General features: G+C 64.1%; 20 protein-coding genes. 13 read left to right on the top strand and 7 right to left on the bottom strand.

The window, feature by feature from the left end; translation table 11 throughout:
- Window positions 1-175: 175 nt before the first annotated feature.
- The 4 genes from LB565_RS16040 to LB565_RS16025 all read left to right on the top strand — a co-directional run bounded on the left by LB565_RS16040 (window position 176) and on the right by LB565_RS16025 (window position 4,894).
- The gene (locus LB565_RS16040) at window positions 176-1,423 is read left to right on the top strand and encodes a helix-turn-helix domain-containing protein (protein ID WP_224585633.1); all 1,248 of its coding nucleotides are present in this window, start codon (window positions 176-178) and stop codon (window positions 1,421-1,423) included.
- 64 nt (window positions 1,424-1,487) lie between these two features.
- On the top strand, window positions 1,488-1,625 hold the full coding sequence (locus LB565_RS16035) for a hypothetical protein (protein ID WP_224585632.1): 138 nt from the start codon (window positions 1,488-1,490) through the stop codon (window positions 1,623-1,625).
- A gap of 198 nt (window positions 1,626-1,823) precedes the next feature.
- The gene (locus LB565_RS16030; RefSeq protein WP_224585631.1) at window positions 1,824-4,082 is read left to right on the top strand and encodes a transglycosylase domain-containing protein; all 2,259 of its coding nucleotides are present in this window, start codon (window positions 1,824-1,826) and stop codon (window positions 4,080-4,082) included.
- A 62-nt stretch (window positions 4,083-4,144) separates the two neighbouring features.
- Window positions 4,145-4,894, top strand: coding sequence for an SDR family NAD(P)-dependent oxidoreductase (locus LB565_RS16025; protein ID WP_224585630.1), 750 nt, complete (start codon window positions 4,145-4,147; stop codon window positions 4,892-4,894).
- 10 nt (window positions 4,895-4,904) lie between these two features.
- Here the strand turns inward: LB565_RS16025 and LB565_RS16020 are convergent, their stop codons facing one another.
- The gene (locus LB565_RS16020; RefSeq protein WP_224585628.1) at window positions 4,905-5,822 is read right to left on the bottom strand and encodes a zinc-binding dehydrogenase; all 918 of its coding nucleotides are present in this window, start codon (window positions 5,820-5,822) and stop codon (window positions 4,905-4,907) included.
- Window positions 5,823-5,945: 123 nt separating this feature from the next.
- Here LB565_RS16020 and LB565_RS16015 point away from each other — a divergent pair, with 123 nt between their 5' ends.
- Entirely contained in the window at window positions 5,946-6,752 is an 807-nt protein-coding gene (locus LB565_RS16015; protein ID WP_224585626.1) for an AraC family transcriptional regulator, read from the top strand.
- Between the two features lie 6 nt (window positions 6,753-6,758).
- Here LB565_RS16015 and ybaL read toward each other — a convergent pair whose 3' ends face one another.
- Together ybaL and LB565_RS16005 are read right to left on the bottom strand one after the other, a co-directional pair.
- Complete coding sequence (gene ybaL / locus LB565_RS16010) at window positions 6,759-8,558, bottom strand: YbaL family putative K(+) efflux transporter (protein WP_224585624.1); 1,800 nt, start codon at window positions 8,556-8,558, stop codon at window positions 6,759-6,761.
- Window positions 8,559-8,775: 217 nt separating this feature from the next.
- Entirely contained in the window at window positions 8,776-9,216 is a 441-nt protein-coding gene (locus LB565_RS16005; RefSeq protein ID WP_224585622.1) for a host attachment protein, read from the bottom strand.
- Window positions 9,217-9,633: 417 nt separating this feature from the next.
- Here LB565_RS16005 and cysG point away from each other — a divergent pair, with 417 nt between their 5' ends.
- The 6 genes from cysG to LB565_RS15975 all read left to right on the top strand — a co-directional run bounded on the left by cysG (window position 9,634) and on the right by LB565_RS15975 (window position 15,288).
- Window positions 9,634-11,082, top strand: a complete 1,449-nt coding sequence (gene cysG, locus LB565_RS16000; RefSeq protein WP_224585620.1) for a siroheme synthase CysG — start codon at window positions 9,634-9,636, stop codon at window positions 11,080-11,082.
- The gene (locus tag LB565_RS15995; protein WP_224513793.1) at window positions 11,079-11,384 is read left to right on the top strand and encodes a DUF2849 domain-containing protein; all 306 of its coding nucleotides are present in this window, start codon (window positions 11,079-11,081) and stop codon (window positions 11,382-11,384) included. Before cysG ends, LB565_RS15995 begins: the two co-directional genes overlap by 4 nt.
- Window positions 11,385-11,427: 43 nt before the next feature.
- Window positions 11,428-13,098, top strand: a complete 1,671-nt coding sequence (locus tag LB565_RS15990) for a nitrite/sulfite reductase (protein ID WP_224585618.1) — start codon at window positions 11,428-11,430, stop codon at window positions 13,096-13,098.
- The gene (locus LB565_RS15985) at window positions 13,073-13,837 is read left to right on the top strand and encodes a phosphoadenylyl-sulfate reductase (RefSeq protein ID WP_224585616.1); all 765 of its coding nucleotides are present in this window, start codon (window positions 13,073-13,075) and stop codon (window positions 13,835-13,837) included. The genes LB565_RS15990 and LB565_RS15985 overlap by 26 nt, the downstream gene beginning before the upstream one ends.
- Window positions 13,838-13,936: 99 nt before the next feature.
- Window positions 13,937-14,470, top strand: a complete 534-nt coding sequence (locus LB565_RS15980) for a DUF934 domain-containing protein (RefSeq protein WP_224585678.1) — start codon at window positions 13,937-13,939, stop codon at window positions 14,468-14,470.
- Window positions 14,471-14,667: 197 nt separating this feature from the next.
- Complete coding sequence (locus tag LB565_RS15975) at window positions 14,668-15,288, top strand: DJ-1/PfpI family protein (RefSeq protein ID WP_140747164.1); 621 nt, start codon at window positions 14,668-14,670, stop codon at window positions 15,286-15,288.
- Window positions 15,289-15,370: 82 nt separating this feature from the next.
- On the opposite strand, the gene LB565_RS15970 is transcribed toward LB565_RS15975, so the two are convergent.
- Window positions 15,371-15,559 carry a hypothetical protein gene (locus LB565_RS15970; RefSeq protein WP_411970655.1) on the bottom strand — a complete coding sequence of 63 codons (189 nt, stop codon included), beginning with the start codon at window positions 15,557-15,559 and terminating at the stop codon, window positions 15,371-15,373.
- Window positions 15,560-15,809: 250 nt separating this feature from the next.
- On the opposite strand from LB565_RS15970, the gene grpE reads away from it, so the two are divergent.
- Window positions 15,810-16,445 (top strand): nucleotide exchange factor GrpE, encoded by a 636-nt coding sequence (gene grpE, locus LB565_RS15965; protein ID WP_224585611.1) that lies wholly within the window; start codon window positions 15,810-15,812, stop codon window positions 16,443-16,445.
- Between the two features lie 101 nt (window positions 16,446-16,546).
- Window positions 16,547-17,179 (top strand): trimeric intracellular cation channel family protein, encoded by a 633-nt coding sequence (locus tag LB565_RS15960; RefSeq protein ID WP_224585610.1) that lies wholly within the window; start codon window positions 16,547-16,549, stop codon window positions 17,177-17,179.
- A gap of 143 nt (window positions 17,180-17,322) precedes the next feature.
- Here the strand turns inward: LB565_RS15960 and LB565_RS15955 are convergent, their stop codons facing one another.
- The 3 genes from LB565_RS15955 to LB565_RS15945 all read right to left on the bottom strand — a co-directional run bounded on the left by LB565_RS15955 (window position 17,323) and on the right by LB565_RS15945 (window position 21,781).
- On the bottom strand, window positions 17,323-18,204 hold the full coding sequence (locus LB565_RS15955; protein ID WP_224585608.1) for a GNAT family N-acetyltransferase: 882 nt from the start codon (window positions 18,202-18,204) through the stop codon (window positions 17,323-17,325).
- A 183-nt stretch (window positions 18,205-18,387) separates the two neighbouring features.
- Window positions 18,388-20,667, bottom strand: coding sequence for a PAS domain-containing sensor histidine kinase (locus LB565_RS15950; RefSeq protein WP_224585606.1), 2,280 nt, complete (start codon window positions 20,665-20,667; stop codon window positions 18,388-18,390).
- A 124-nt stretch (window positions 20,668-20,791) separates the two neighbouring features.
- Window positions 20,792-21,781 (bottom strand): MDR family oxidoreductase, encoded by a 990-nt coding sequence (locus LB565_RS15945; protein WP_224585604.1) that lies wholly within the window; start codon window positions 21,779-21,781, stop codon window positions 20,792-20,794.
- Between the last annotated feature and the right edge of the window lie 18 nt (window positions 21,782-21,799).

Raw genomic sequence — 21,799 nt, 5'->3', positions numbered from 1 at the left:
AATCGCGACGCGCTTTAGGGATTTTCAAAGGGCTGCATAAGTCTTGGTCTGATCCACCTCTAAAGTTAAGCGGTTGCCTTCATTATAGTCGATTACTGTGAATGCTCTAGAGACGCATCTAGGCTTGCGCTTTGGAAAAGTATAATCTGTCTCATCAATTTCGGCGGGTGCGAGCATGGAAATCGTGACTATGATCAACCGGCCGGCGGTTGAATGGAGCTTTGCTGACTTCGAGACTGTAGCCAAAGGGGCGTTGCCAGAATCGCTCACCCTTGAATTTAAAGGCGATTTCGAAGCTGGCGCGGACGAGCGTTGGCGCAAGAGCCAAGATCAAATTTCTACTAGAAGCCGCGATCGGTTGGCCGAGGAGATAGTTGCCTTTGCAAATGCCTACGGGGGCGTTTTGCTGCTGGGCATCAAGGAAGAGGTCAATGGCGATGGGATCAAGGTTTCGGCCGGCTTGGGTTCCGTCATTCCTTCGGTGTCGCAGTGCGCGGAGAGGCTTGAGAGCAGTCTGCGTGCCGTCATAGACCCTCCGCTTCCTTTGCTTGAGGTCAAGGCCATTAAGGCAACGGAGGACGGGGCTGGCTATATAGTCTTTAAGGTCCCGCAATCGCTTTCGGCGCCGCATGGAGTGGGACGCCCCGCCGCCGGCTATGTTCGACGAGGTTCTTCGTGCGAACCGATGACCATGCGTGATTTGCAATCTGTCTTTTGGGAGGCTCGAACCGCAATCGATCGGGTGAATGAGACCTTCAGGATAAGGCGAGAATTGTTTGCGAGAGACCTGGTAGATCGCTTCTTGGCACCGTCCTTCCCGAGCCACGTTCTTTTTCGCGCTACCGTTGTGCCGGGCCGGCACTTTCAAATCCCGCATCTGCCTTCCATTTTCGGCCGGCGGACGTTTCAATCCAGCCATATTCCCTTTCAGTCGGCGCAGCCGCTGGCCCTAACGTTCGGCGGTCCGATTTGGCGTCCAATGGCGGGCGGTGTCACGGCGCGTGAGGGAGACAATACAGAGTTCAGACAACTGAGCGTTTCGAGCGATGGCACTTGGAATCTAATGTGTCGACATATTGCAATACGGGAACGTCATTACCCCGGCTGGTATTCCGTCGGGGCACTTTGGTTGTTGTACAACGCGATGCGTTTTCGTCGGCACATAGGTCGCGTCGAAGTCCCTCTTTTTATGGAAGCCGAAATTCTTGGATCAAAGGATGGAGAGGTTGTGTTCGTCACCGAATTTGATGGTGAAGTGAAAGCGCCGATCAGTCCAGCTTGCACCGACCGGCTGGAACTTGGTCGAGATGGCGAGTTCGACGATGTGGCACAGCTGTTTGCGGAACAGATCGGCTGGGCGTGCGGCCTCGACATCGACTGTTCTGACATGCGGCTTGGGCCGAACCTTAGTCTCAAACTGTGACTAGGTCGAACGGGAAACATCTACGCGCTCGCCGCCCGATCCGTGGTGGGTGACCGTGGTCGACATGAACGATGCCCTCTGCGGCAAGGACAGTTGCCCGGCTGTGGTCGGCAACATCGTCGTGCTGCGCGACAACCATTATCTCACGGCAACCTATGCGCTGGCGCTGGCGCCTTATCTGACAAAAGCCGCGGGACTTTGAGCAACCGTCCACCGCGATGATACGGCGTCCCGCAGGCGATCGATTCGACGGCGAAGGATAGTGCGATGTCGTTGGATTTAGAAAATCCTAAGGATTTTCAAAAGGCTGCATAAACCCTGCTTTAACCCGCCCTTAAATCGCCGCATCTACTCTGCAACCCGAACGCCATCGGCACCGGGGACAGACAAGCAAGAGCGCATGGCGAACCGCAGGGACAGTCGCATCGAACCGAGCTTCGAGGGATCGCCGCGCGCGAAATCTTCCGAGGGCTTTTCGGTCAGCGAGGAGGATCGCGTCGTGCCGCGCACCCGTAAATCCGCTGCGAAGGGCAGATCCGCAAAGGCGAAATCACGCGGTCGCGGCCGCGATCGCAACCGGCGGGGCTTGCTCGGCATCGCCACCCGGCTGGTCTACTGGTGCTTCGTGCTGTGCATCTGGGGCGGCATCGCGGCGGCGGGCGTCGTCGTCTATTACGGCGCCAAGATGCCGGCGGCGACGACATGGTCGGTCCCGGACCGCGCGCCCAACATCAAGATCGTGTCGGTCGATGGCGCGCTGATCGCCAATCGCGGCGCGTCGGGCGGCGAGGCCGTCGGCCTGCACGAAATGTCGCCCTATATCCCGGAGGCAGTCGTCGCCATCGAGGATCGCCGCTTCTACTCGCATTTCGGCATCGACCCGATCGGCCTGTCGCGCGCCATGGTCACCAACCTCGTCGGCGGCCATTTCTCGCAAGGCGGCTCGACGCTGACGCAGCAGCTGGCCAAGAACCTGTTCCTGACGCCGGACCGCACGCTGGAACGCAAGGTGCAGGAAGTGCTGCTCGCGCTTTGGCTCGAGCACAAGCATACCAAGGACCAGATCCTCGAAATGTACCTCAACCGGGTCTATTTCGGCTCGGGCGCCTATGGCGTCGAAGCGGCCTCGCGGCGCTATTTCGGCAAGAGCGCGCGCGACGTGACGCTTTCGGAGGCCGCGTTGCTGGCGGGTCTGCTCAAGGCGCCCTCCAAGCTGTCGCCGGCGCGCGATCCCAAAGCGGCCGAGGAGCGGGCGCAGCTCGTGCTGGCCGCCATGCGCGAGACAGGCAAGATCAGCGACAAGGAATACAAGACCGCGCTGAGCGCGCCGGCAACGCGCGCGCCGTCCTATTGGACCGGCTCGGAAAACTATGTCGCCGACACGGTGATGGACGAGCTTCCCGACCTCATCGGCGACGTGCGCGGCGACATTGTCATCAACACCACCGTCGACCTCAACCTGCAGAAGATTGCCGAACAATCAATCCGCCGGCTGATCGACGAGAGCGGCAAGAAGCTCAACGTCAGCCAAGGCGCGCTGGTGTCGATCGACGATTCGGGCGCGGTGCGCGCCATGGTCGGCGGCTATGACTACTCGACCAGCCAGTTCGACCGCGCCTCGGAAGCGCGGCGCCAGCCTGGCTCGGCCTTCAAGCCCTTCGTCTATATGGCGGCTCTGGAGGCCGGCCGCACGCCGGACAGCATCCGCAACGACGCGCCGATCAAAATCGGCAAATGGACGCCCGACAATTACGGCGGCAAGTATTACGGCAAGGTCACGCTGGCCACGGCGCTGGCCAAATCGCTCAATTCGGTCGCGGCACAGCTCACCATGGAGGTCGGGCCCGACGCCGTGGTGGAAGCCGCGCATCGCATGGGCGTCCAGTCCGACCTGCAGGCCAACACCTCGATCGCGCTCGGTACGTCGGAAGTGACGCCGCTGGAATTGACGTCGGCCTACGTGCCCTTCGCCAATGGCGGCTACAAGCCGGACATCCATTTCATCCAGCGCATCACGACAGCCAACGGCAAGGTGCTCTACGAGGGCAGCACCGGTAGCGCGCCGCGTGTCATCAAGGCCGATATCGTCGGCATGATGAACTCGATGATGACCGGGACCGTCGAGGTCGGCACCGCCAAGAAGGCGGCGTTCAACTGGCCTTCGGCCGGCAAGACCGGCACCAGCCAGAACTCGCGCGACGCCTGGTTCGTCGGCTACACCGCCAATCTCACCACCGGCGTGTGGTTCGGCAATGACGACGGCAGCCCGATGAAGAAGGTCACCGGCGGCGCCTTGCCGGCGCAGGCCTGGCATGAATTCATGGTGGCCGCGCATGAGGGCGTGCCTGTCAGGCCGCTGCCCGGCACCTGGAAGTCGACGCCGTCCGATACGATCGTGCCGGACGAGATCCCGTCGGCGGACGCCTCGCAGCCGCCGCCTGCGCCGCCCGCGGCCGTCGGCCAGTCACAGCCCGTCGCCCAGGCCCCTGCGCCCGCACGGCAGGCGCGTCCGGCCCAGACGGTCGATGCCGATGGCTTCGGCATGCCGAGCGATGGCGGCACCACGGCATCGGTCGGACATCCGGTGCCGCCCGGCGACGTCGGCGGTCCGAAGAAAAGGCGCCAGACGTCGATCCTCGACATCCTCAGCGGAGGCTGAAAACAACTCGCCCCTCGCAATGGCTGGCGCCTTCGGCTACATGTCCGGCCGGAGACAAAACCATGGCCGAGACCGACAGCAGAAAAACCATCGTGCTCACCGGCGCCAGCCGGGGCATCGGCCATGCGACGGTGAAGCGCTTTTCGCGCGAGGGCTGGCGGGTCATCACCTGCTCGCGCCAGGCCTTTGCCGAAGACTGTCCATGGCCGGCCGGCCCCGAGGATCACATCAAGGTCGATCTCGCCGACCAGGAGGATGTCGGCATCGCCGTTTCGGAAATCCGTCACCGGCTGGAGGCGCATGGCGGACAGCTGCACGCGCTGGTCAACAATGCCGGCATCTCGCCGAAGCTGAAGGACGGCAGCCGGATGAACTCGATCGACACGCCGATGCATGTGTGGCGCGACGTGTTCCAGGTCAATTTCTTCGCGCCGATAATGCTGGCGAGAGGTCTGTTCAAGGAGCTCGCCGCCGCCAAGGGCTCGATCGTCAACGTCACCTCGATCGCCGGCACCAGGGTGCATCCGTTCGCCGGCACGGCCTATGCCACATCCAAGGCGGCGCTCGGCTCGCTGACACGCGAGATGGCGCATGACTTCGGCCCGCACGGCATCCGCGTCAACGCCATCGCGCCGGGCGAGATCGATACGGCGATTCTGTCGCCCGGCACCGACAGAATAGTCGAGACGATCCCGCTCAGGCGCCTCGGCGCCACCTCGGAAGTCGCCGACATCATCTTCTTCCTGTGCTCCGGCCAGGCGTCCTACGTGACCGGCTCGGAAATCCACATCAATGGCGGCCAGCACGTGTGATTGGCTGACGTCAAGTCATGGTGACAACGGCCTTGCCGCTGAAGCTGCGTTGCCGCAGGGCGTCCAGGGCCTGGCCGATGTCCGTCCACGGCACGGTCATGGCCACGCGCGCTTCGAGCCTGCCGGCCGCGACAAGATCGAGCAGCGCGGCGATGTCGGCGCCGATGGCTGAACCGGACGTGTAATAGGCGAAGGTCTGAAGCCGCGCGCCTTCGTGGCCTGGAACGAACTGACGGAAGCCGATCGGCGTGAGCTCGCCGCTGCTCGAGCCGAACATGACGATGGTCCCGCAGGGCGCGATGCGTTCGATCGCGTCGGCGAGGCTTTTCCCGCCGACCGACTCGGTGATCAATGAAAACGCTCCCTCGGTGAGTTCGATCGACTCGACGACCTGCTCGGCGCCCAGGTCGCGAAGATCATCGTGGTGCCGGGCCGAAGCGACCGCTGTCACCGAAGCGCCTTGCTCGCGGGCGATCTGGATCTGGAGGCGGCCGACCGCGCCGCTTGCGCCGGTGATCAGGACCCGCTGCCCGGCGAGGTCGCCGCCATGGCGCAAGGTCCTGAGCGCCGTCGTGCCGGCCACCGGAAGCGTGGCCGCGGACGCGAAGCTGACCGCGTCCGGCACGACGGCGAGACGATCGGTCGGAACAGCGACGCGCTCGGCCCAGCCGGCCTGGTCGACCAAGGCAGCAACGCGCGTGCCTGCGGCCGGGCCTGAACCATCTGCCGCCGCGCGCTCGACAATGCCGACGATGTCCTGACCAGGGATCCAGCCGTCGGGACGTATGGCGAGCAGGCGCAGTTCGCCACGATTCAACGAGATTGCATGAACTGCCACCAATGCTTCATTTCCATTGCAGTTTGGCTCCTCGACTCTGGTGAACTTCAACCGGTTGGGGCTGTCGAAAGAAATGGCGAGAGCGAGCACAGGCCTCTCCTTTTGAAATTGGCTTTGGGAGTCGCGATCGATTGCGGAACGGCTGGAGCCTATCGACTTTCGACCTCGAAGAATTTAGAGATAATGCCAGACAATCGCTAAAAGACATCAGATATGAGACAGCCACTCCGTTGGCCCTGGCTGGATTTCAACGTCGATGATGTGGCTGCGTCGGCGATCGCCGTTGGCGTCGATGTCACCGAGACCAGAGCCGAGGTGCGCGAGCATTGGCATCGCAAGGGGCAGCTCGTCTTTGCGCTCGGCGGCGGCGTCACCTGCCGCGTTCCGAGCGGACTTTGGATGGTGCCGCCGCATTGCGGCGTGTGGGTGCCGAGCCGCATGGAACACAGCAACGTCGCAACGGCCAATGCGCGGATTTTCTTCGTCTATATCGAGCCGGACGCCGCCGACCTGCCGGATCGGTGCTGCACGCTTTCGATCTCGCCGCTGCTGCGCGAGCTGATCATCGAACTGTCGGACTGCGCGCCGGACGATGCGCGCGGCAACTTCCTGGGAAGCGTGCTGCTTGCGGAACTGCCGCGTATGCCTGTGCAGCAATTGCATTTGCCGATCTCGGCCGAGCCGCGGTTGCGGCGAATCGCCGAAGCGCTGGCCGATAACCCCGCCGATCGCAGCACGCTGGCGGAGTGGGCGGACCGCCTGGCGCTCAGCGAGAGCAGTCTGGCGCGCCTCGTCGTCAAGGAGACCGGCTTAAGTTTCGGGCGCTGGCGCCAGCAGCTGCATCTGATCGTAGCACTCAGGGAACTGTCTTCCGGCGCCAGCGTGCAGCAGGTGTCGGGCGATCTCGGCTATGAATCCGTGACCGCCTTCATCACCATGTTCAAGAAAGCGCTGGGCAAGCCGCCGGCGAGATATCTCAGCGATATCGCGCAGAATGGCGGTTCCGCGTTCCTGGCCTGACATCCATCAAGCGGGCTGCGGGTTGATCTCCATGGCAGGCCCGGCCGGATCCGTGGCCGTGCCGGTCACCACCTCGACGATGGCGCGGGCGATTTCGCGCTCGCCCATGATCACGGTACTAGCGCCGAGCCCTTTGAGGTGCTCGACCTCGGCGTCGGAATGGGCGCGGGCGATGACATCGATCGCCGGATTGGCCGCGCGGGCCCTGAGCACGACCTGCCCCGCCTCGAAGGCGTTGGGGATAGCGAGTATCAGCCGCTTGGCGCCTTCCGGATTGGCGGCTGCGAAGACATCCGCATTGGCGGCATTGCCGGCGACGGTCTCGACGCCGTCGTCGCGCAGCTTGGCCAGCGTCTTGTCGGCATCCTCGATGACCAGGAAGGGCAGGGCGGCTTTTTTCAACGCCGCGCCCACCAGGCTGCCGACGCGGCCGTAGCCGATCAGGATGGAATGGCCGGCAAGCGCGGTTTTGGGCGGCGGGCCATCTTCCTTGCCAGGAGCCGCCGACACCGACGCGACCTGGCCGGGCTCGGTTGCCGGGCCGATCGGCCTTTGCTCTTCGACCGGCGTGGCCTTGCCGGCGCGCTTTTCCAGCCACGGCTTCATCCAGTCGACAACCAGGAACATCAGCGGATTGAGCAGGATCGAGAGGATCGCGCCAGCCAGGATCAGGTCGCGGCCTTGCTCGGGCAACAGCTTCAGGCCAACGCCAAGCTCGGCCAGGATGAAGGAAAATTCGCCGATCTGGGCAAGGCTCGCCGAAATCATCAGCGCGGTCGCGATCGGATAGCGGAAGGCGACCACGATGACGAAAGCCGCGATCGACTTGCCGATGACGATGATGGCCAGAGTGGCGAGGATCGGCAGGCCGTTGCTGATCAGGCTGAATGGGTCGAACAGCATGCCGACCGAGACGAAGAACAGCACCGAGAAGGCGTCGCGCAGCGGCAGCGATTCTTCCGCCGCGCGGTGGCTGAGCTCGGATTCGCTCATGATCATGCCGGCGAAGAAGGCGCCGAGCGCCAGCGAGACGCCGAACAGCTTCGCCGCGCCGAAGGCGACGCCGAGCGCAATGGCCAAGACCGAGAGCCGGAACAATTCTCGGGAGCCGGTGTGAGCGACGTAATGCAGGATCCACGGAATGACCCTGCGGCCGACCACCAGCATGACGACGACGAAGGCGGCGACCTTGGCAAGCGTGACGCCGACGATACCCCATATGCCGTAGCTGGCGGGCAGCGAAAGCAGGCTCGCATGGTCATTGACCTGCGGCTGACCGCCAAGCACGCCGGCGAGCGCCGGCAGCAGCACCAGCGCCAGCACCATGGCCAGATCCTCGACGATCAGCCAGCCGACGGCGATGCGGCCACGCTCGGTCTCGATCAGCCGCCGCTCCTGCATGGCGCGCAAAAGCACCACGGTCGAGGCGACCGAAAGCGCCAGGCCAAAGACCAGGCCGGCGCCCAGCGACCAGCCGAGCAGCCAGGCAAGGCCTACGCCGAGCAAGGTCGCAAAGCCGATCTGCACAATGGCGCCCGGCACCGCGATGGCGCGGACGGACAGAAGGTCCTTCAGCGAAAAATGCAGGCCAACACCGAACATCAAAAGGATGACGCCGATTTCCGCGAGCTCATTGGCGAGGCTGGCGTCGGCGACGAAACCGGGCGTGTTCGGACCGACAAGGACGCCGGCGACAAGATAGCCGACGAGCGGCGGGATGCGGAAACGGTTGGCTAACGCCCCGAAGACGAATGCAAGCCCCAGACCGGCGACGATGGTGGCGATAAGGGGCGTGTCATGCGGCATTGTCTATGGAGCGCCTTTCGAAAATTCACGAATGTCGGATGGGCGCCCGCCGAGGCCGTCGCCTTGGGCAATATGGTGGACGGAGCGGCGATGATGCAACCGCCGCCGCGCAGAATTCGACGCCGAAGGCGGGCGCGCACCGGAAAATCGGCGCCGCGCCACAAAGAGACGGCTTCGGGACGCGATCCAGCCGCGAAGCCGCTTTCTTTTCGCCGCCTTATGCCGCTTGCAACAGGTTTTCGATGTCGGAAATCGTGTGGTTGGTGAGCGTCTTGGGGATTTCCGCTTGCACCTTCTCGCCCACCTCCTTGTGCAGTTTCTGGCGCATCTCGCCAAGCACCTGCGGCGGCGCGATCAGCACGACCGCGTCGAACGCGCCGCGATGCGCAAGCTTGTAGAGCCGGTCGGCGATCTCGACGGCGAAGCGTTCCTTGCCGAGACGGTGCCAGTCGGTTTCTTCGACGGCGCTGCGGGGACCCTCGTTGCTCTGGCGACCCGGCTTGTCGCTGCCTTGCTCGCGCGTCGCGGGGTTCTCCTGCTCCATCTCATGCACCACCTCCAGGTTCGGGAACTTGTTGTCGCCCTGGTTGCGCAGGAAGAGCGCCTTTTCGCCATCAGCCACGACGACCCACACTCCGTGTTTCAGCTTGACGCTCATGGCGTTCCTCCTTGCTTGCATTGTCGTCGATCGATGGAGCTCGGGATCGACAGGATGATCGCTAGGCAAACGAGCCGCGCAGCATGATGGTTCCGATCCGGGATGGCGCCCTCGACTGCTCCCTTCAGGCGAAGCCGGGGCGCCGACCGGCAAGATCGGCTTTAATCTACTAAGTTAGTAGAATTTAGAAAAAACGGTTTTGCCACTTTCCGGGCAAGGCGCTAAAAATTGCGACGGATCAAAGCGGTTTCGCATGCCGCTCAGGCCGTCTCATTCTCAAAGTAGAATTTTTTTCTCTTGCCCTTCGCGGCTGCGAAAAAGCGATTGCCTGCCGTTCGGCAGTGCGCGAGTGGTTGCCTTCTGGTTTTTGGCCAGCCCGCGTAAAACTGCCAAACTGTTCCAATATTGCTCGTTGCCATGTCGCAAGCCAATACCAAGCTCAATGCCTTTCCCGTCTTCATGCGGGTCGACGGCGAAGCCGTAGCCATCGTAGGCAATGGCGAGGAAGCGCTTGCCAAGGCCAGGCTGCTTGCGCAATCGAGCGCGGTGCTGCGCATCGTCGCCGACAATGCCAGCGGCGGGCTGCTGGATTTCATCGCATCGACCGGCGCCGTCCACATCAACGCAGCCTATGAAGTCGCGCAACTCCAAGGCGCCGCCCTGGTGTTCGCTGCGAGCAGCGACGAGGCACTCGATCGCCGCGTAGCCGAGGACGCGCGCCGGCTGGGCATCCCGGTCAACGCCGTCGACCGGCCTGAGCTCTGCGATTTCTTTACCCCGGCCTTGGTCAACCGCGCGCCGGTGGCGATTGCCATCGGCACCGAGGGCGCCGGACCGGTTCTGGCGCAAATGCTGCGCGGGCGCATCGACCGCATGCTGTCGCCATCGCTCGGCCGGCTGGCGGCACTTGCCGCGACGTTCCGCGCCGCCGCCGAGAGCCTGCCGAAGGGCAATCGCCGCCGCCGCTTCTGGAGCGATTTCTTCGCTGGCGCGCCGGCCAAGGCCATCGAAGCAGGCGACCTCGCCGAGGCGCATGGCGCGGCGCTCGACCTCTTGGCCCAGGATGCTCCGGTCGAGGGACATATCGCGCTGGTCGGTGCCGGTCCGGGCGCGGAGGACCTTTTGACTTTGCGCGCACATCGCCTGCTGATGGAGGCCGATGCCATCGTCTACGACGCGCTGGTGCCGGAGGCGATCGTCGCCATGGGCCGCCGCGACGCCGAGCGCCTGCCGGTGGGAAAACGCAAGGGCTGTCATTCCAAGAGCCAGGAAGAGATCAACGCGCTGCTCATCGAACTGGGCCGCGCCGGCAAGCGCGTGGTGCGGTTGAAATCCGGCGATCCGCTGGTGTTCGGACGCGCCGGCGAGGAAATGGCGGCGCTGCGCGAGGCCGGGATCGCCTATGAGGTGGTTCCGGGCGTCACCGCCGCCTTCGCCGCCGCCGCCGATTTCGAACTGCCGCTGACGCTGCGCGGCGTTTCGTCCTCGATGGTGTTCACCACAGGCCACGACCTCAAGGGCAACTCGCTGCCCGACTGGGCAAAGCTTGCCATCTCCGGCGCGACGGTCGCCGTCTATATGGGCCGTTCGGTCGCGGCGGAAGTCGCGGGCCGGCTGATCGAGGCGGGGCTGTCGCCGGACACCGCGGTCGCCGTCGTCGAGAACGCCAGCCTCGCCGGCCGCCGCCGTTTCCACGGCACGCTTGCCGACCTGCCCTCGCTGGAGGCGCGCGCCGATCTCACCGGACCGGTGATGACGATCATCGGCGACGCCGTCGCCGGCGCCAATTTCGAACAATCCGAGCCGCTCGCGGCACATAGGCATGAGGGTGCGGCTTCAGCCGTGGCCGAAGGAGTTGAGCAATGAAGGTTCTCACCGCGAACAGGCTCTCCGACGGCATCGCCGTCTGGTACGCCGCCGGCGGCTGGGCGGAAACGGTCGGCCATGCCGATATCGCGTATGACAAGACGGCGGAGGACCGGCTGGAAGCGATCGGCGCCGCGGCCGCCGCCAACAATGAGGTGGTCGACGTCAACATCATCGACGTTGCGATCGTCGACGGATTGGTCGAACCGGTGCGGCTGCGCGAAAAGATACGCGCCGCGGGCCCCACCATCCGCACCGATCTCGGCAAGCAGGCGAGCCCGCAACCGGCACGGGCGGCTTAAACCCAAGGAAAGCAACGGGCGGACGCGCCCGGAAAGACGAAGCATGTACCGTTACGACGAGTTCGACCAGGATTTCGTACACGCCCGTGTCGCCGAGTTCAGCGACCAGGTGCAGCGCCGGCTTGCCGGCGAAATCACCGAGGACCAGTTCCGGCCGCTCCGGCTGATGAATGGCGTCTATCTCCAGCTGCATGCCTATATGCTGCGCATCGCGGTGCCATACGGCACGTTGAACAGCCGGCAATTGCGCATGCTGGCCCATATCGCCCGCAAATACGACAAGGGCTACGGCCATTTCACCACGCGCCAGAACATCCAGTTCAACTGGCCGGCGCTATCGGATATTCCGGCGATCCTGGCCGATCTGGCGAGCGTTGAGATGCATGCGATCCAGACCAGCGGCAACTGCATCCGCAACGTCACCGCCGACCATTTCGCCGGCGCCGCAGCCGACGAGGTCGCCGATCCGCGGCCCTATGCCGAAATCCTGCGCCAATGGTCCTCCGTGCATCCGGAGTTCTCGTATCTGCCGCGCAAATTCAAGATCGCCGTGACCGGCGCCGAGCGCGACCGCGCCGCCATCCAGACGCACGACATCGGCCTGCATCTGAAGAAGAACGCCGCCGGCGAGCTTGGGTTCGCCGTCTATGTCGGCGGCGGCCAGGGCCGCACCCCGATGGTGGCGAGGAAAATCCGCGACTTCCTGCCGGAGGCGGAGTTGCTGTCCTACTGCACGGCTATCCTGCGCGTTTACAATCTCTATGGCCGCCGCGACAACAAGTTCAAGGCGCGCATCAAGATCCTGGTGCACGAGACCGGCGTGGAGGAGATCACCCGCCAGGTCGAAGCTGAGTGGCAGGCGCTGAAGGATGCCGAGCTCAAGCTGCCCGAGGCCGACATCCAGGCCATCAACGCCTATTTCGCTCCGCCGGCGCTGGTTTCCCGTCCGGAAGGCGATGATGCGGTGAAACGGGCCAGGCTCGATTCCAAGAGCTTTTCGGAATGGCTCGACCAGAATGTCGTGACCCATCGCCATCCCGACTATGCAGCGGTGACCATCTCGCTCAAGGGCATCGGCGAGGTGCCCGGCGATGCCACCGACAGCCAGATGGAAGCGGTGGCCGACATCGCCGAGAAATACGCCTTCGACGAGCTGCGCGTCAGCCACGAGCAGAACCTGATCCTGCCGCATGTGGCGCGCGCCGATCTCAAGGCGGTCTATGACGCGTTGGTCGAGATCGGCCTGGCGACAGCCAATTCCAACCTGATCAGCGACATCATCTCCTGCCCGGGCCTCGATTATTGCGCGTTGGCGACGGCGCGCTCCATTCCGGTGGCGCAGGAAATCTCGCGCCGCTTCGCTTCGCTGGAGCGGCAGCGCGAGATAGGCGAGCTGAAGCTGAAGATCTCCGGCTGCATCAATGCCTGCGGCCACCACCATGTCGGCCATATCGGCATTCTCGGCGTCGAGAAGAAAGGCACCGAGCTCTACCAGGTGACGCTTGGCGGTTCGGCCGACGAAAACACGTCCGTCGGCGAGATCATCGGCCGCGGCTTCTCCTCGGAAGAGATCACCGATGCCATCGAGCAGATCGTCGACACCTATCTCGGCCTTCGGCTCAATCCCGACGAACGTTTTATCGACGCCTACCGCCGTGTCGGTCCCGCGCCGTTCAAGGAGGCGCTCTATGCTGGCGAAACCAAGGCCGCTTGACCGCACCGGCAGCGTAGAGACGGGCGTCGCCGCGGAAGCGGCGGGGCTCGACGCGCTGCACGGCCATCTGAAGCCGATCGAGATCATCGAGCGCGCGGCGCGTGATCTGTTTCGCGGCGAGATCGCCGCCGTGTCGTCCTTCGGCGCGGATTCGGCGGTGCTTCTGCACATGATTTCGGAGATCGACCGTTCGCTGCCAGTCATCTTCCTCGACACCGGCAAGCATTTCGAGGAGACGCTCGGCTATCGCGACGCGCTGGTGGCCGATTTCGGCCTGACCGATATAAGAGTGATCAAGCCTGAGGAGGCTACGCTCCAACGCGTCGACCCGACCGGCAGGCTGCACGAGACCGACACCGACGCTTGCTGCAACCTGCGCAAGGTCGAGCCGTTGGCGCGCGGCGTCGAGCCGTTCCGTGCCTGGTTCACCGGGCGCAAGCGCTTCCAGGCTTCGACGCGCGCGGCACTGCCCGTCTTCGAGGCCGTCGGCTCGCGCATCCGCATCAATCCGCTGGCACATTGGACGACATCGGACCAGGCCGACTATATGCGCGCGCATGCGTTGCGCGAAAATCCGCTGGTCGCCTATGGCTATCTCTCGATCGGCTGCTTTCCTTGCACGCAGCCGGTGCAGCCGGGCGAGGACGCGCGCAGCGGCCGCTGGGCGGGGCACGCCAAGACCGAGTGCGGCATTCACCTCTCCGGTTTGGAGAAGTCGCTGACCGACGCCTCACTTTAGGGTATATCGCTATTCACGTGATGCCGGTCCGTAAGCAGCTTCCGGTTGCTGGGGGCCCTGCCGGTTCGCCTCGAAATCTTTGGGACTTTAGGAATTTTGATGACTGGATCGACGACGGCGGGGACCCGCCTCTGGACCCCGGACGGTTTTCGCGAGGACGAGTGGACGCACGCCGAAAGCGCCGAAGCGCTTGCCGGCAATGGCCGTTTCATCCTGCCGCTGCAGGCTTTTCTCGGGCTGGATGAAGAAGTTCGCAAATCAGCCAAGGAACGCCTCGGGGTGTTGCTGCAGCCCGGCGACGAACTCGACAAGCTAACCGGCCTGCTGGATCAACTGTCGCTGGTGGCACTCGCCTTCCCGGCCTTCAATGACGGCCGCTCTTTTTCCAAGGGCGAATTGCTGCGGACCCGGCATCACTTCAAGGGCGCGGTTCGCGCCACTGGCCAAGTGCTCGTCGACCAGCTTCCGCACATGCTGCGGCTCGGTTTCGACGAATTCGAGGTCTCCAATCCGGTGCTGTTGAAGCGCCTGGAGGAAGGGCGGACCGGCGGCTTGCCGGTGTACTATCAGCCAGCGGTGGAGGCGGAACCCAAGGGGCCGAAATATTCCTGGCGGCGCAAGCGCCCCGGCTGACCCAGCAAGGATGTCGCCTTGGTCCGACCAGCATCGCGTATTTTGCCGGTCAACTCGGTCCAGAATAGGCCTGGAACGCATGCTGCCTCGTTCTGGTCAGACCACATTGCGATTCGGGCTTCCCCATAGTCAGGCCTGCCCTTAGGATAGGTCCATTATTTCGCACTTCGAAATAATAGCCAAAAGGGAGGAACAGCATGGCCGGCAAAAAGATATTGATGCTCGTTGGCGAGTTCAGCGAGGAGTACGAGATTTTCGTCTTCGAACAGGCCATGCACGCGGTCGGCCACACTGTCCATGTCGTGTGCCCGGACAAGAAGGCCGGCGACGTGCTCAAGACCTCATTGCACGACTTCGAGGGCCACCAGACCTATACCGAAAAACTCGGTCACGATTATATCCTCAACAAGACCTTCGCCGAGGTGAACCCTGCCGACTATGACGCGGTCTATGCGGCGGGCGGGCGCGGACCGGAATATATCCGCATCGACAAGCGCGTGCAGGCGTTGGTCAGGCATTTCCATGAGACCGGCAAGCCGATCTTCACAATTTGCCACGGCGTGCAGATCCTGATCGCGGTCGATGGCGTGGTGCGCGGCAAGGAAGTGGCGGCGCTACATTATTGCGAGCCGGAAGTGACGCTTGCCGGCGGCACCTATATCGATGTCGCCCCGACCGGCGCGCATGTCGACGGCAATCTGGTTTCAGCCAAGGGATGGCCGGGCCTTGCCGCCTTCATGCGGGAATGCCTGAAGGTGCTTGGCACTGAGATCCGCCACGGCGAAGCGCTGATGCGTGACGACCGCAAGGCGGCCTGAGCTCGTTTTTTGCGCAATTCCGGACGGAAGGCTACGGCGAGGTCGCCGAGCCCAACCGCTACACACTTTTCCTGGAATTGCCCTAATTGCGGCGTGCGGCTGTTGAGAGCCGCCGCCCGTCGCCCGCATTCTCCGCCTCGGCATCGTCGAGGCGGTCCAGCAAGTCGCTCAGCCGCCGGGGCATCTCCTTTTCCAGGCGAAACGCCGGCAAGGTCCGCAGAAAGCGCTTGGTCGCTTCGCTGCCCGCCTGTCGCCTGATGTCGTTGGCCAATTCGACGAGCCTATGGCCATTGTTGCCGTTCATCGTCCCAAAATCCTGTGTCGGCTTCGAAACTCTTCCAGCCCGCCTATGGTTCCCGCAACCGCATCTGAGGGCAAGCAAAGCCGCGTGATACGGTAAAATTTGAATTAATTTAGAACGATGGCCGGACATCCTCGGCCAGCGCTTACCCCTTGATTTTTGCCCTCCAAACCTCGATATCGGGCGCAAATCCACACCAATCCGAATGACGGGAAACGCGATGAGCGACCAGGCAAAAGACGAACGCACGCCCGAAGATATGGAAGCCGCCGACCAGGCTTCCGGCGAGCGTGCGGAAGGTGGCGTCGACGGCGACTATGAGGCGCTCGTGCGGCTGCTGAAGGAAAACGAGGAACTGAAGGACCGTGCGCTGCGCGTGGCGGCCGAAATGGAGAATTTGCGGAGGCGCACCGCGCGCGACGTTCAGGACGCCCGCGCCTACGCCGTCGCCAATTTCGCCCGCGACATGCTGTCGGTTTCCGACAATCTGCGCCGCGCGCTCGATGCGATCCCTGACGAGGCGAAAGCCAGCGGCGACGCCGGGTTCAAGGCGCTGATCGAAGGTGTCGATCTTACCGAACGCGCCATGCTTTCGGCGCTGGAGCGCCACGGCGTGAAGAAACTCGCGCCCGAAGGCGAGAAGTTCGATCCGAACTTCCACCAGGCGATGTTCGAGGTACCCAATCCGGAGGTTCCGGCCGGCACTGTCGTCCAGGTGGTTCAGCCAGGCTATTCGATCGGCGAGCGCGTGCTGCGGCCGGCGATGGTCGGCGTCGCCAAGGGCGGTCCGAAGGCGGCCGCGGAGGCGAAGGTCGAGCCGGGCCCGGTGAACGAGCAGGCCGAGAAGGATGCGTGAGAGTGAGTAGCGAATAGGGAATAGTGAGTAGGGGCTGATATTTATCTGCGGCTTCGTGCTATTTCCCTACTCACTGTTCGCTACTCACTACTCGCTCAGCCATGAATCCCATCGCGTTGCTCGACTATGCCGGCGTCGCCGTCTTCGCGGCGACGGGCGCGCTTGCGGCATCGCGTAAAGAACTCGACATCATCGGGTTCCTGTTCCTGGCCAGCGTCACCGGCATCGGCGGCGGGACGCTGCGCGACGTCATCCTCAACCTGCCGGTGTTCTGGGTCGCCAACAGCGGCTATGTGCTGATTTGCGCCGTGGTCGCGGTGCTGGTCTTCTTCAGCGCCCATCGCTTCGAATCCCGCTACAAGCTGCTGCTCTGGCTTGATGCCATCGGCCTTGCCGCGTTTTCGGTGATGGGGGCAGCGAAGGGGCTGGCGATCACCGGCTCTCCCGTCGTGTCGGTCGTCATGGGCGTGCTGACGGCGACCTTCGGCGGCATCTTGCGCGACCTGCTTGCCGGCGAGCCTTCGGTGCTGCTCAGGCCTGAGATCTATGTCACGGCCGCCCTTGCCGGCGCCGCCATCTTCACCCTTGGCGATCTGGCCGGCCTGCCGGCGCTGGCGTCCAGCCTGCTCGGCTTTGCGGCTGCGTTCCTGGTGCGGGGTGGCGCGCTCAGGTTCGGCTGGTCGTTTCCAGCCTATAAGAGCCGGCCGGGGCGAAGGCCGGAAGATATTCCGTGAGGGAGCGAATAGCGAATAGGGAGTAGCGAATAGGGGTTGAACGGAACGAGATCCCGCCACTTTCTTCTATTCGCTATTCGCTATTCGCTATTCGCTATTCGCTATTCGCTATTCGCTATTCGCTATTCGCTATTCGCTATTCGCTATGCCGCGAAGCGCTGCCCTTCACCGCCATAGTAGTTGACGTAGCGGGCGCCGATCTCCTTGACCGGCATGACGACGAAGACGTCGACGGTCGAGAATTCGTGGTCGATGACGCAGCCGTCGCCGATGCGGGCGCCGACGCGCAGGTAGCCCTTGACCAGCGGCGGCATGGCGGCGATCGCCGCCTTGGTGTTCACGGCTTCGATCGGCATCAGATCCATGGAGCAGTAGCGTCCCGGAACCGCGCGAACATCCCAGGCGGAATTGGTGCGGCAATGATGGGCGAGATAGGTCAGCGCCTCGGCATGCGCCGCCGGCACGATGCCATGGAACGAAGCACAGCCGGTCATCACGCCGATGTCGTAATGATTGATATAGGCCCAGATGCCCTGCCAGAGCGCCTCGATGGTGCGCTTGGAGCGGTATTCCGGCAAAACGCAGGAGCGGCCGAGCTCGAGGAAGCGCTGGCCGGGATGCCGCGCGATCAGCTTGGTGAGCTCAAACTCGCCCTCGGAATAGAAGCCGCCGGCGGCGGTGGCGATCTCCTGCCGCAGCAAGCGGTAGGTGCCGACGATGCGGCGATGCTCGGGACCGGGAAGAGAGGTGTCGAACACAAGAAGGTGATCGCAGAGCGGATCGAAACGGTCGGCGTCGCGCCGGTCCTGGAACAGGTCCTTCCTCGCGCCAAGCTCGTCGTAGAATACCCGATAGCGGACTTCCTGGGCGGCGGCGATCTCGGCCTCGTTGCGGGCGAGCCGCACTTCGAGATTGCCGATGCGGCCCAGCGGAGCACCGCTTGCGACGGCGTCGGCGCTACGGGCAGCAAGCAGGGCGCCGCCAGCATTCGGCCGAGTGTCACATTCAGGCACGACTGTATGCACGAGTGATTCTCCTTCGAGCCATCCCTCTTGGCACGGGGATACGGTGTAGGTGCAACAGGATTGTGACAGTACCGTGATACGACGTGGCGGGCAATACTTTGTCGGCTGGGCAATACTCTCAACCGGCTATCTTGTGGCCGCGAAAGCCAGGCAAGCCAAGGCGTTCAACGGTTAAAAATTTCCTCAGGCGGCAACCTGGCCCTCGACCGCCTGGACGAGCGCTGCCGGGTCGAGCGGCTTGGTCACGAAACCGCTGGCGCCATGGGCGAGGACCGCATGCCGGGTCTTTTCCTGGCTGTCGGCCGAAAGCACCATGATCGGAATCGGCGGCATGGCCAGCGACTCTTCATGGCGGCGGATGGCGGCAATCGCGTCGAGCCCGTCCATGACAGGCATATGCAGGTCCATCAGCACCACATCGAAGCGGAACTTGAGACCGGCGTCGGTAACGGCATCGACCGCAGCCTTGCCGTTGCCGACGATCTTGACGCGATGCCCGGCCTTGAGCAGCGTGGCGCGGGCCAGCATGGCGTTGATATCATTGTCTTCCGCGATCAGCACCGACAGGCCCTGATTGCGCTTGCGCGCCGAGGAAGTCTCGCGCGGCGCCGGCCGCGGCTGGGCGAGCGCGGAGCCATGGCTGGTCAACAGCACCCGCAGCAAGGTCTCGCCGCGCACGGGTCTCGCGAGGAAGGTGGCGTAGCCGCCGGCGCGGAATTCGCCAAGCATGCCGCGGTCGGTCGGCGCGATCAGGGTGATGGCCTCGCAGCCGACAAAGCCCGAGTCGCGCAGTCGCTTGAGCAGCCTGCCGTCGCTGCTTTCGAGCGCGGCGTCGATCAGGAGCACGTTGCAACCGGCGGCGAAGGGAGCGGCCTGGCCTGGCGTTGCCGCGATCTCGACAATGCCGCCATGGGCTCTGATCGCGCGGGCGATGGCATCGGCCTCGGTGGCGTTTTTCGACACGATCACCGCCCGCCGGTCGGCAAGGATGTTGTGGCGATGCGGCGGCGGCTCGGTTGCCGCGACCGCCGGAAGCTCGAGCACGAATTCGGACCCTTCGCCGAGCCGGCTCGAGACCGAGATCGTGCCGCCCATGGCCGTCGCCAGCCGCTTCGAGATGGCAAGCCCGAGGCCGGCGCCGCCATGCACCCTGGTCGAGGTGCCGTCGGACTGCTCGAACTCCTCGAAAATGCGCTCCATGTCCTCTTCGCGCAGACCCGGGCCGGTGTCGGCGACGGTGAAGCAGATGCGGTCGGTGGTTTCGGTGCGGGCGCGCGCCACGGTCAACAGCACGCCGCCTGTGTCGGTGAACTTCACCGCATTGCCGATGAGGTTGAGCAGCACCTGGCGCACGCGGCCGGGGTCGGCGGTGATCATCTGCGGCACGTCGGGCTCGACATGGCAGCCAAGGCCGATGTTCTTGGCGAAGGCCTTTGCGGCCAGAAGCTCGATGATGTTGTCGGCGATTTCGCGTAGCGAGGTCGGCTGCGGCTCGGGCTCGAAGCGGCCGGCCTCGATCTTGGAATAGTCGAGCAGGTCCTCGATGAGCGCGAGCAGCGCGCTGGCCGAGGTGGAAACGGCGCCGACATAGGTGCGCTGCTCGGGCGAGAGGTCGGTATCGGCAAGCAGCTTCGCCATGCCCATGATGCCGTTCATCGGCGTGCGGATCTCATGGCTGACAGTGGCGAGAAAGCGCGACTTGGCCTGGCTGGCATATTCGGCCCGCTCGCGCGCGGTGATCAGCGAGGATTCGGCGCGCTTGCGGGCGGTGATGTCGCGGGCGATCGCCCGATGCGAGACCGCGCCCGTGTCCTTGTCGCGCACCGACAATTCGATCCAGGAGAACCAGCGCGGCCCGTTCGGGGTGCGGATCGCGACATCGGTGGAACTCAGGCATTCATGATCGGAGAAGGCGGCGTCGGGAACGACGCCGACATCGATGCCAAGCTCGGACAAGGTCTTGCCGGCCAGATCGCGCGCATCGAGCTCGACAAGCGAGGCAAAGACGCTGTTGGCATAAACGATATGGCCGTCGCGGTCGCGATGGACGACGAGATCGCCGAGCGCGTCGATCAGGCCGCGGAAGCGCTCCTCGCTCTCCTGCATCTCCCACATGCGGTCGGCGAGGGTTTCGATCTCGGCGCGGCTGCGGGCGGCGGTCTCATCGAGCAGCGCTGCGGTGCGACGCTCGTCGTGACGGCTGCGCAGATGCATGGCCAGGCCCACAAAGGCTATGGCAGCGAGGCCGGCGGTGATGATGAGCGGCGCTCCGGTGAGATGCGCGAGCCCCGCCATGACGGCGATGGCGACGATCGTCAGGAACGGCAAGCCTTCGTGGCTGGCCGTGGGCAATTCGGGAGCCAGCGGCGGTGCGACAAGCACCTTCCGCTTCGGCGCATCGGGGATGAGCCTGTCAGCGCCCGCGGCTTTGCTGTCCTGGCTGATGTCGGAGTCCGCGACCATGCGCAAACCATGCCAGACAGAAATTATGGAAGGCTGGGAGGTATCGTTCGAATTTTAGCGATTGCGCGGATTCCGGCCGCCCGCTTGTGCGGGCGCAACCGCAGCTCTGCGAGGTCGTTGCCAGTTACATATCGACGACGACGCGGCCCCTGATCTTACCTTCGACGATGTCGCGTGCGGCGGCGACAACACCGTCGAAACCGATCGTGCGCGACAATGTCGACAGCTTCTTCAAGTCGAGATCGGCGCCGATGCGGCGCCATGCCTCCAGGCGGACTTCCTTCGGCGCCATCACCGAATCGATGCCGAGCAGCGAGACGCCGCGCAGGATGAAGGGCGCGACGCTTCCCGGCAGATCCATGCCGCCGGCGAGGCCGCAGGCGGCGATCGCGCCGCCATAGGAGGTCATCGACAGCACGTTGGCCAAGGTATGGCTGCCGACCGAGTCGACGCCGCCAGCCCAGCGCTCCTTGGCGAGCGGCTTCGCCGGCTGGCCGAGCTCCTCGCGCGAGATCACTTCGGCCGCGCCGAGATCGATCAGATAGGGGCTTTCGGCGCTGCGGCCGGTTGACGCGATGACATGGTAGCCAAGGCTCGACAGGATCGAGATGGCGACCGAGCCGACGCCGCCGGCAGCACCCGTCACCACCACGGGACCGCGATCCGGCACGATGCCGTGGCGCTCCAGCGCCATGACCGAGAGCATTGCCGTGTAGCCCGCCGTGCCGACGGCCATCGCATCATGCGCGCTCATGCCCTCAGGCAGCGGCACCAGCCAGTCGCCCTTGACGCGGGCGCGGCCGGCATAGGCGCCGTAATGCGTCTCGCCGACGCCCCAGCCGTTGAGGATCACCTTGTCGCCCTTGCGCCAGTCGGCATGCGAGGAGGAGATCACGGTGCCGGCGAAATCGATGCCTGGAACCAGCGGCCAGCGGCGCACGACCGGCGCCTTGCCGGTGATGGCGAGCCCGTCCTTGTAGTTCACCGTCGTCGCCTCGACGGCGACGGTGACGTCGCCTTCCATCAGGTCGGCCTCGGTGAGGTCGACGACGTCGACGGACTGCTTCTTATCCGCATCGCGCGAAACGAGGATGGCTTTAAAGGTGTCGGTCACGTTTTTCTCCTCGGTTCC

This window comes from Mesorhizobium sp. CA14, assembly GCF_020165195.1.
Taxonomy (GTDB): Bacteria; Pseudomonadota; Alphaproteobacteria; order Rhizobiales; family Rhizobiaceae; genus Mesorhizobium.
The sequence above is the reverse complement of the archived record's forward strand: the minus strand, read 5'-3'. Positions and strand labels throughout refer to the sequence as shown.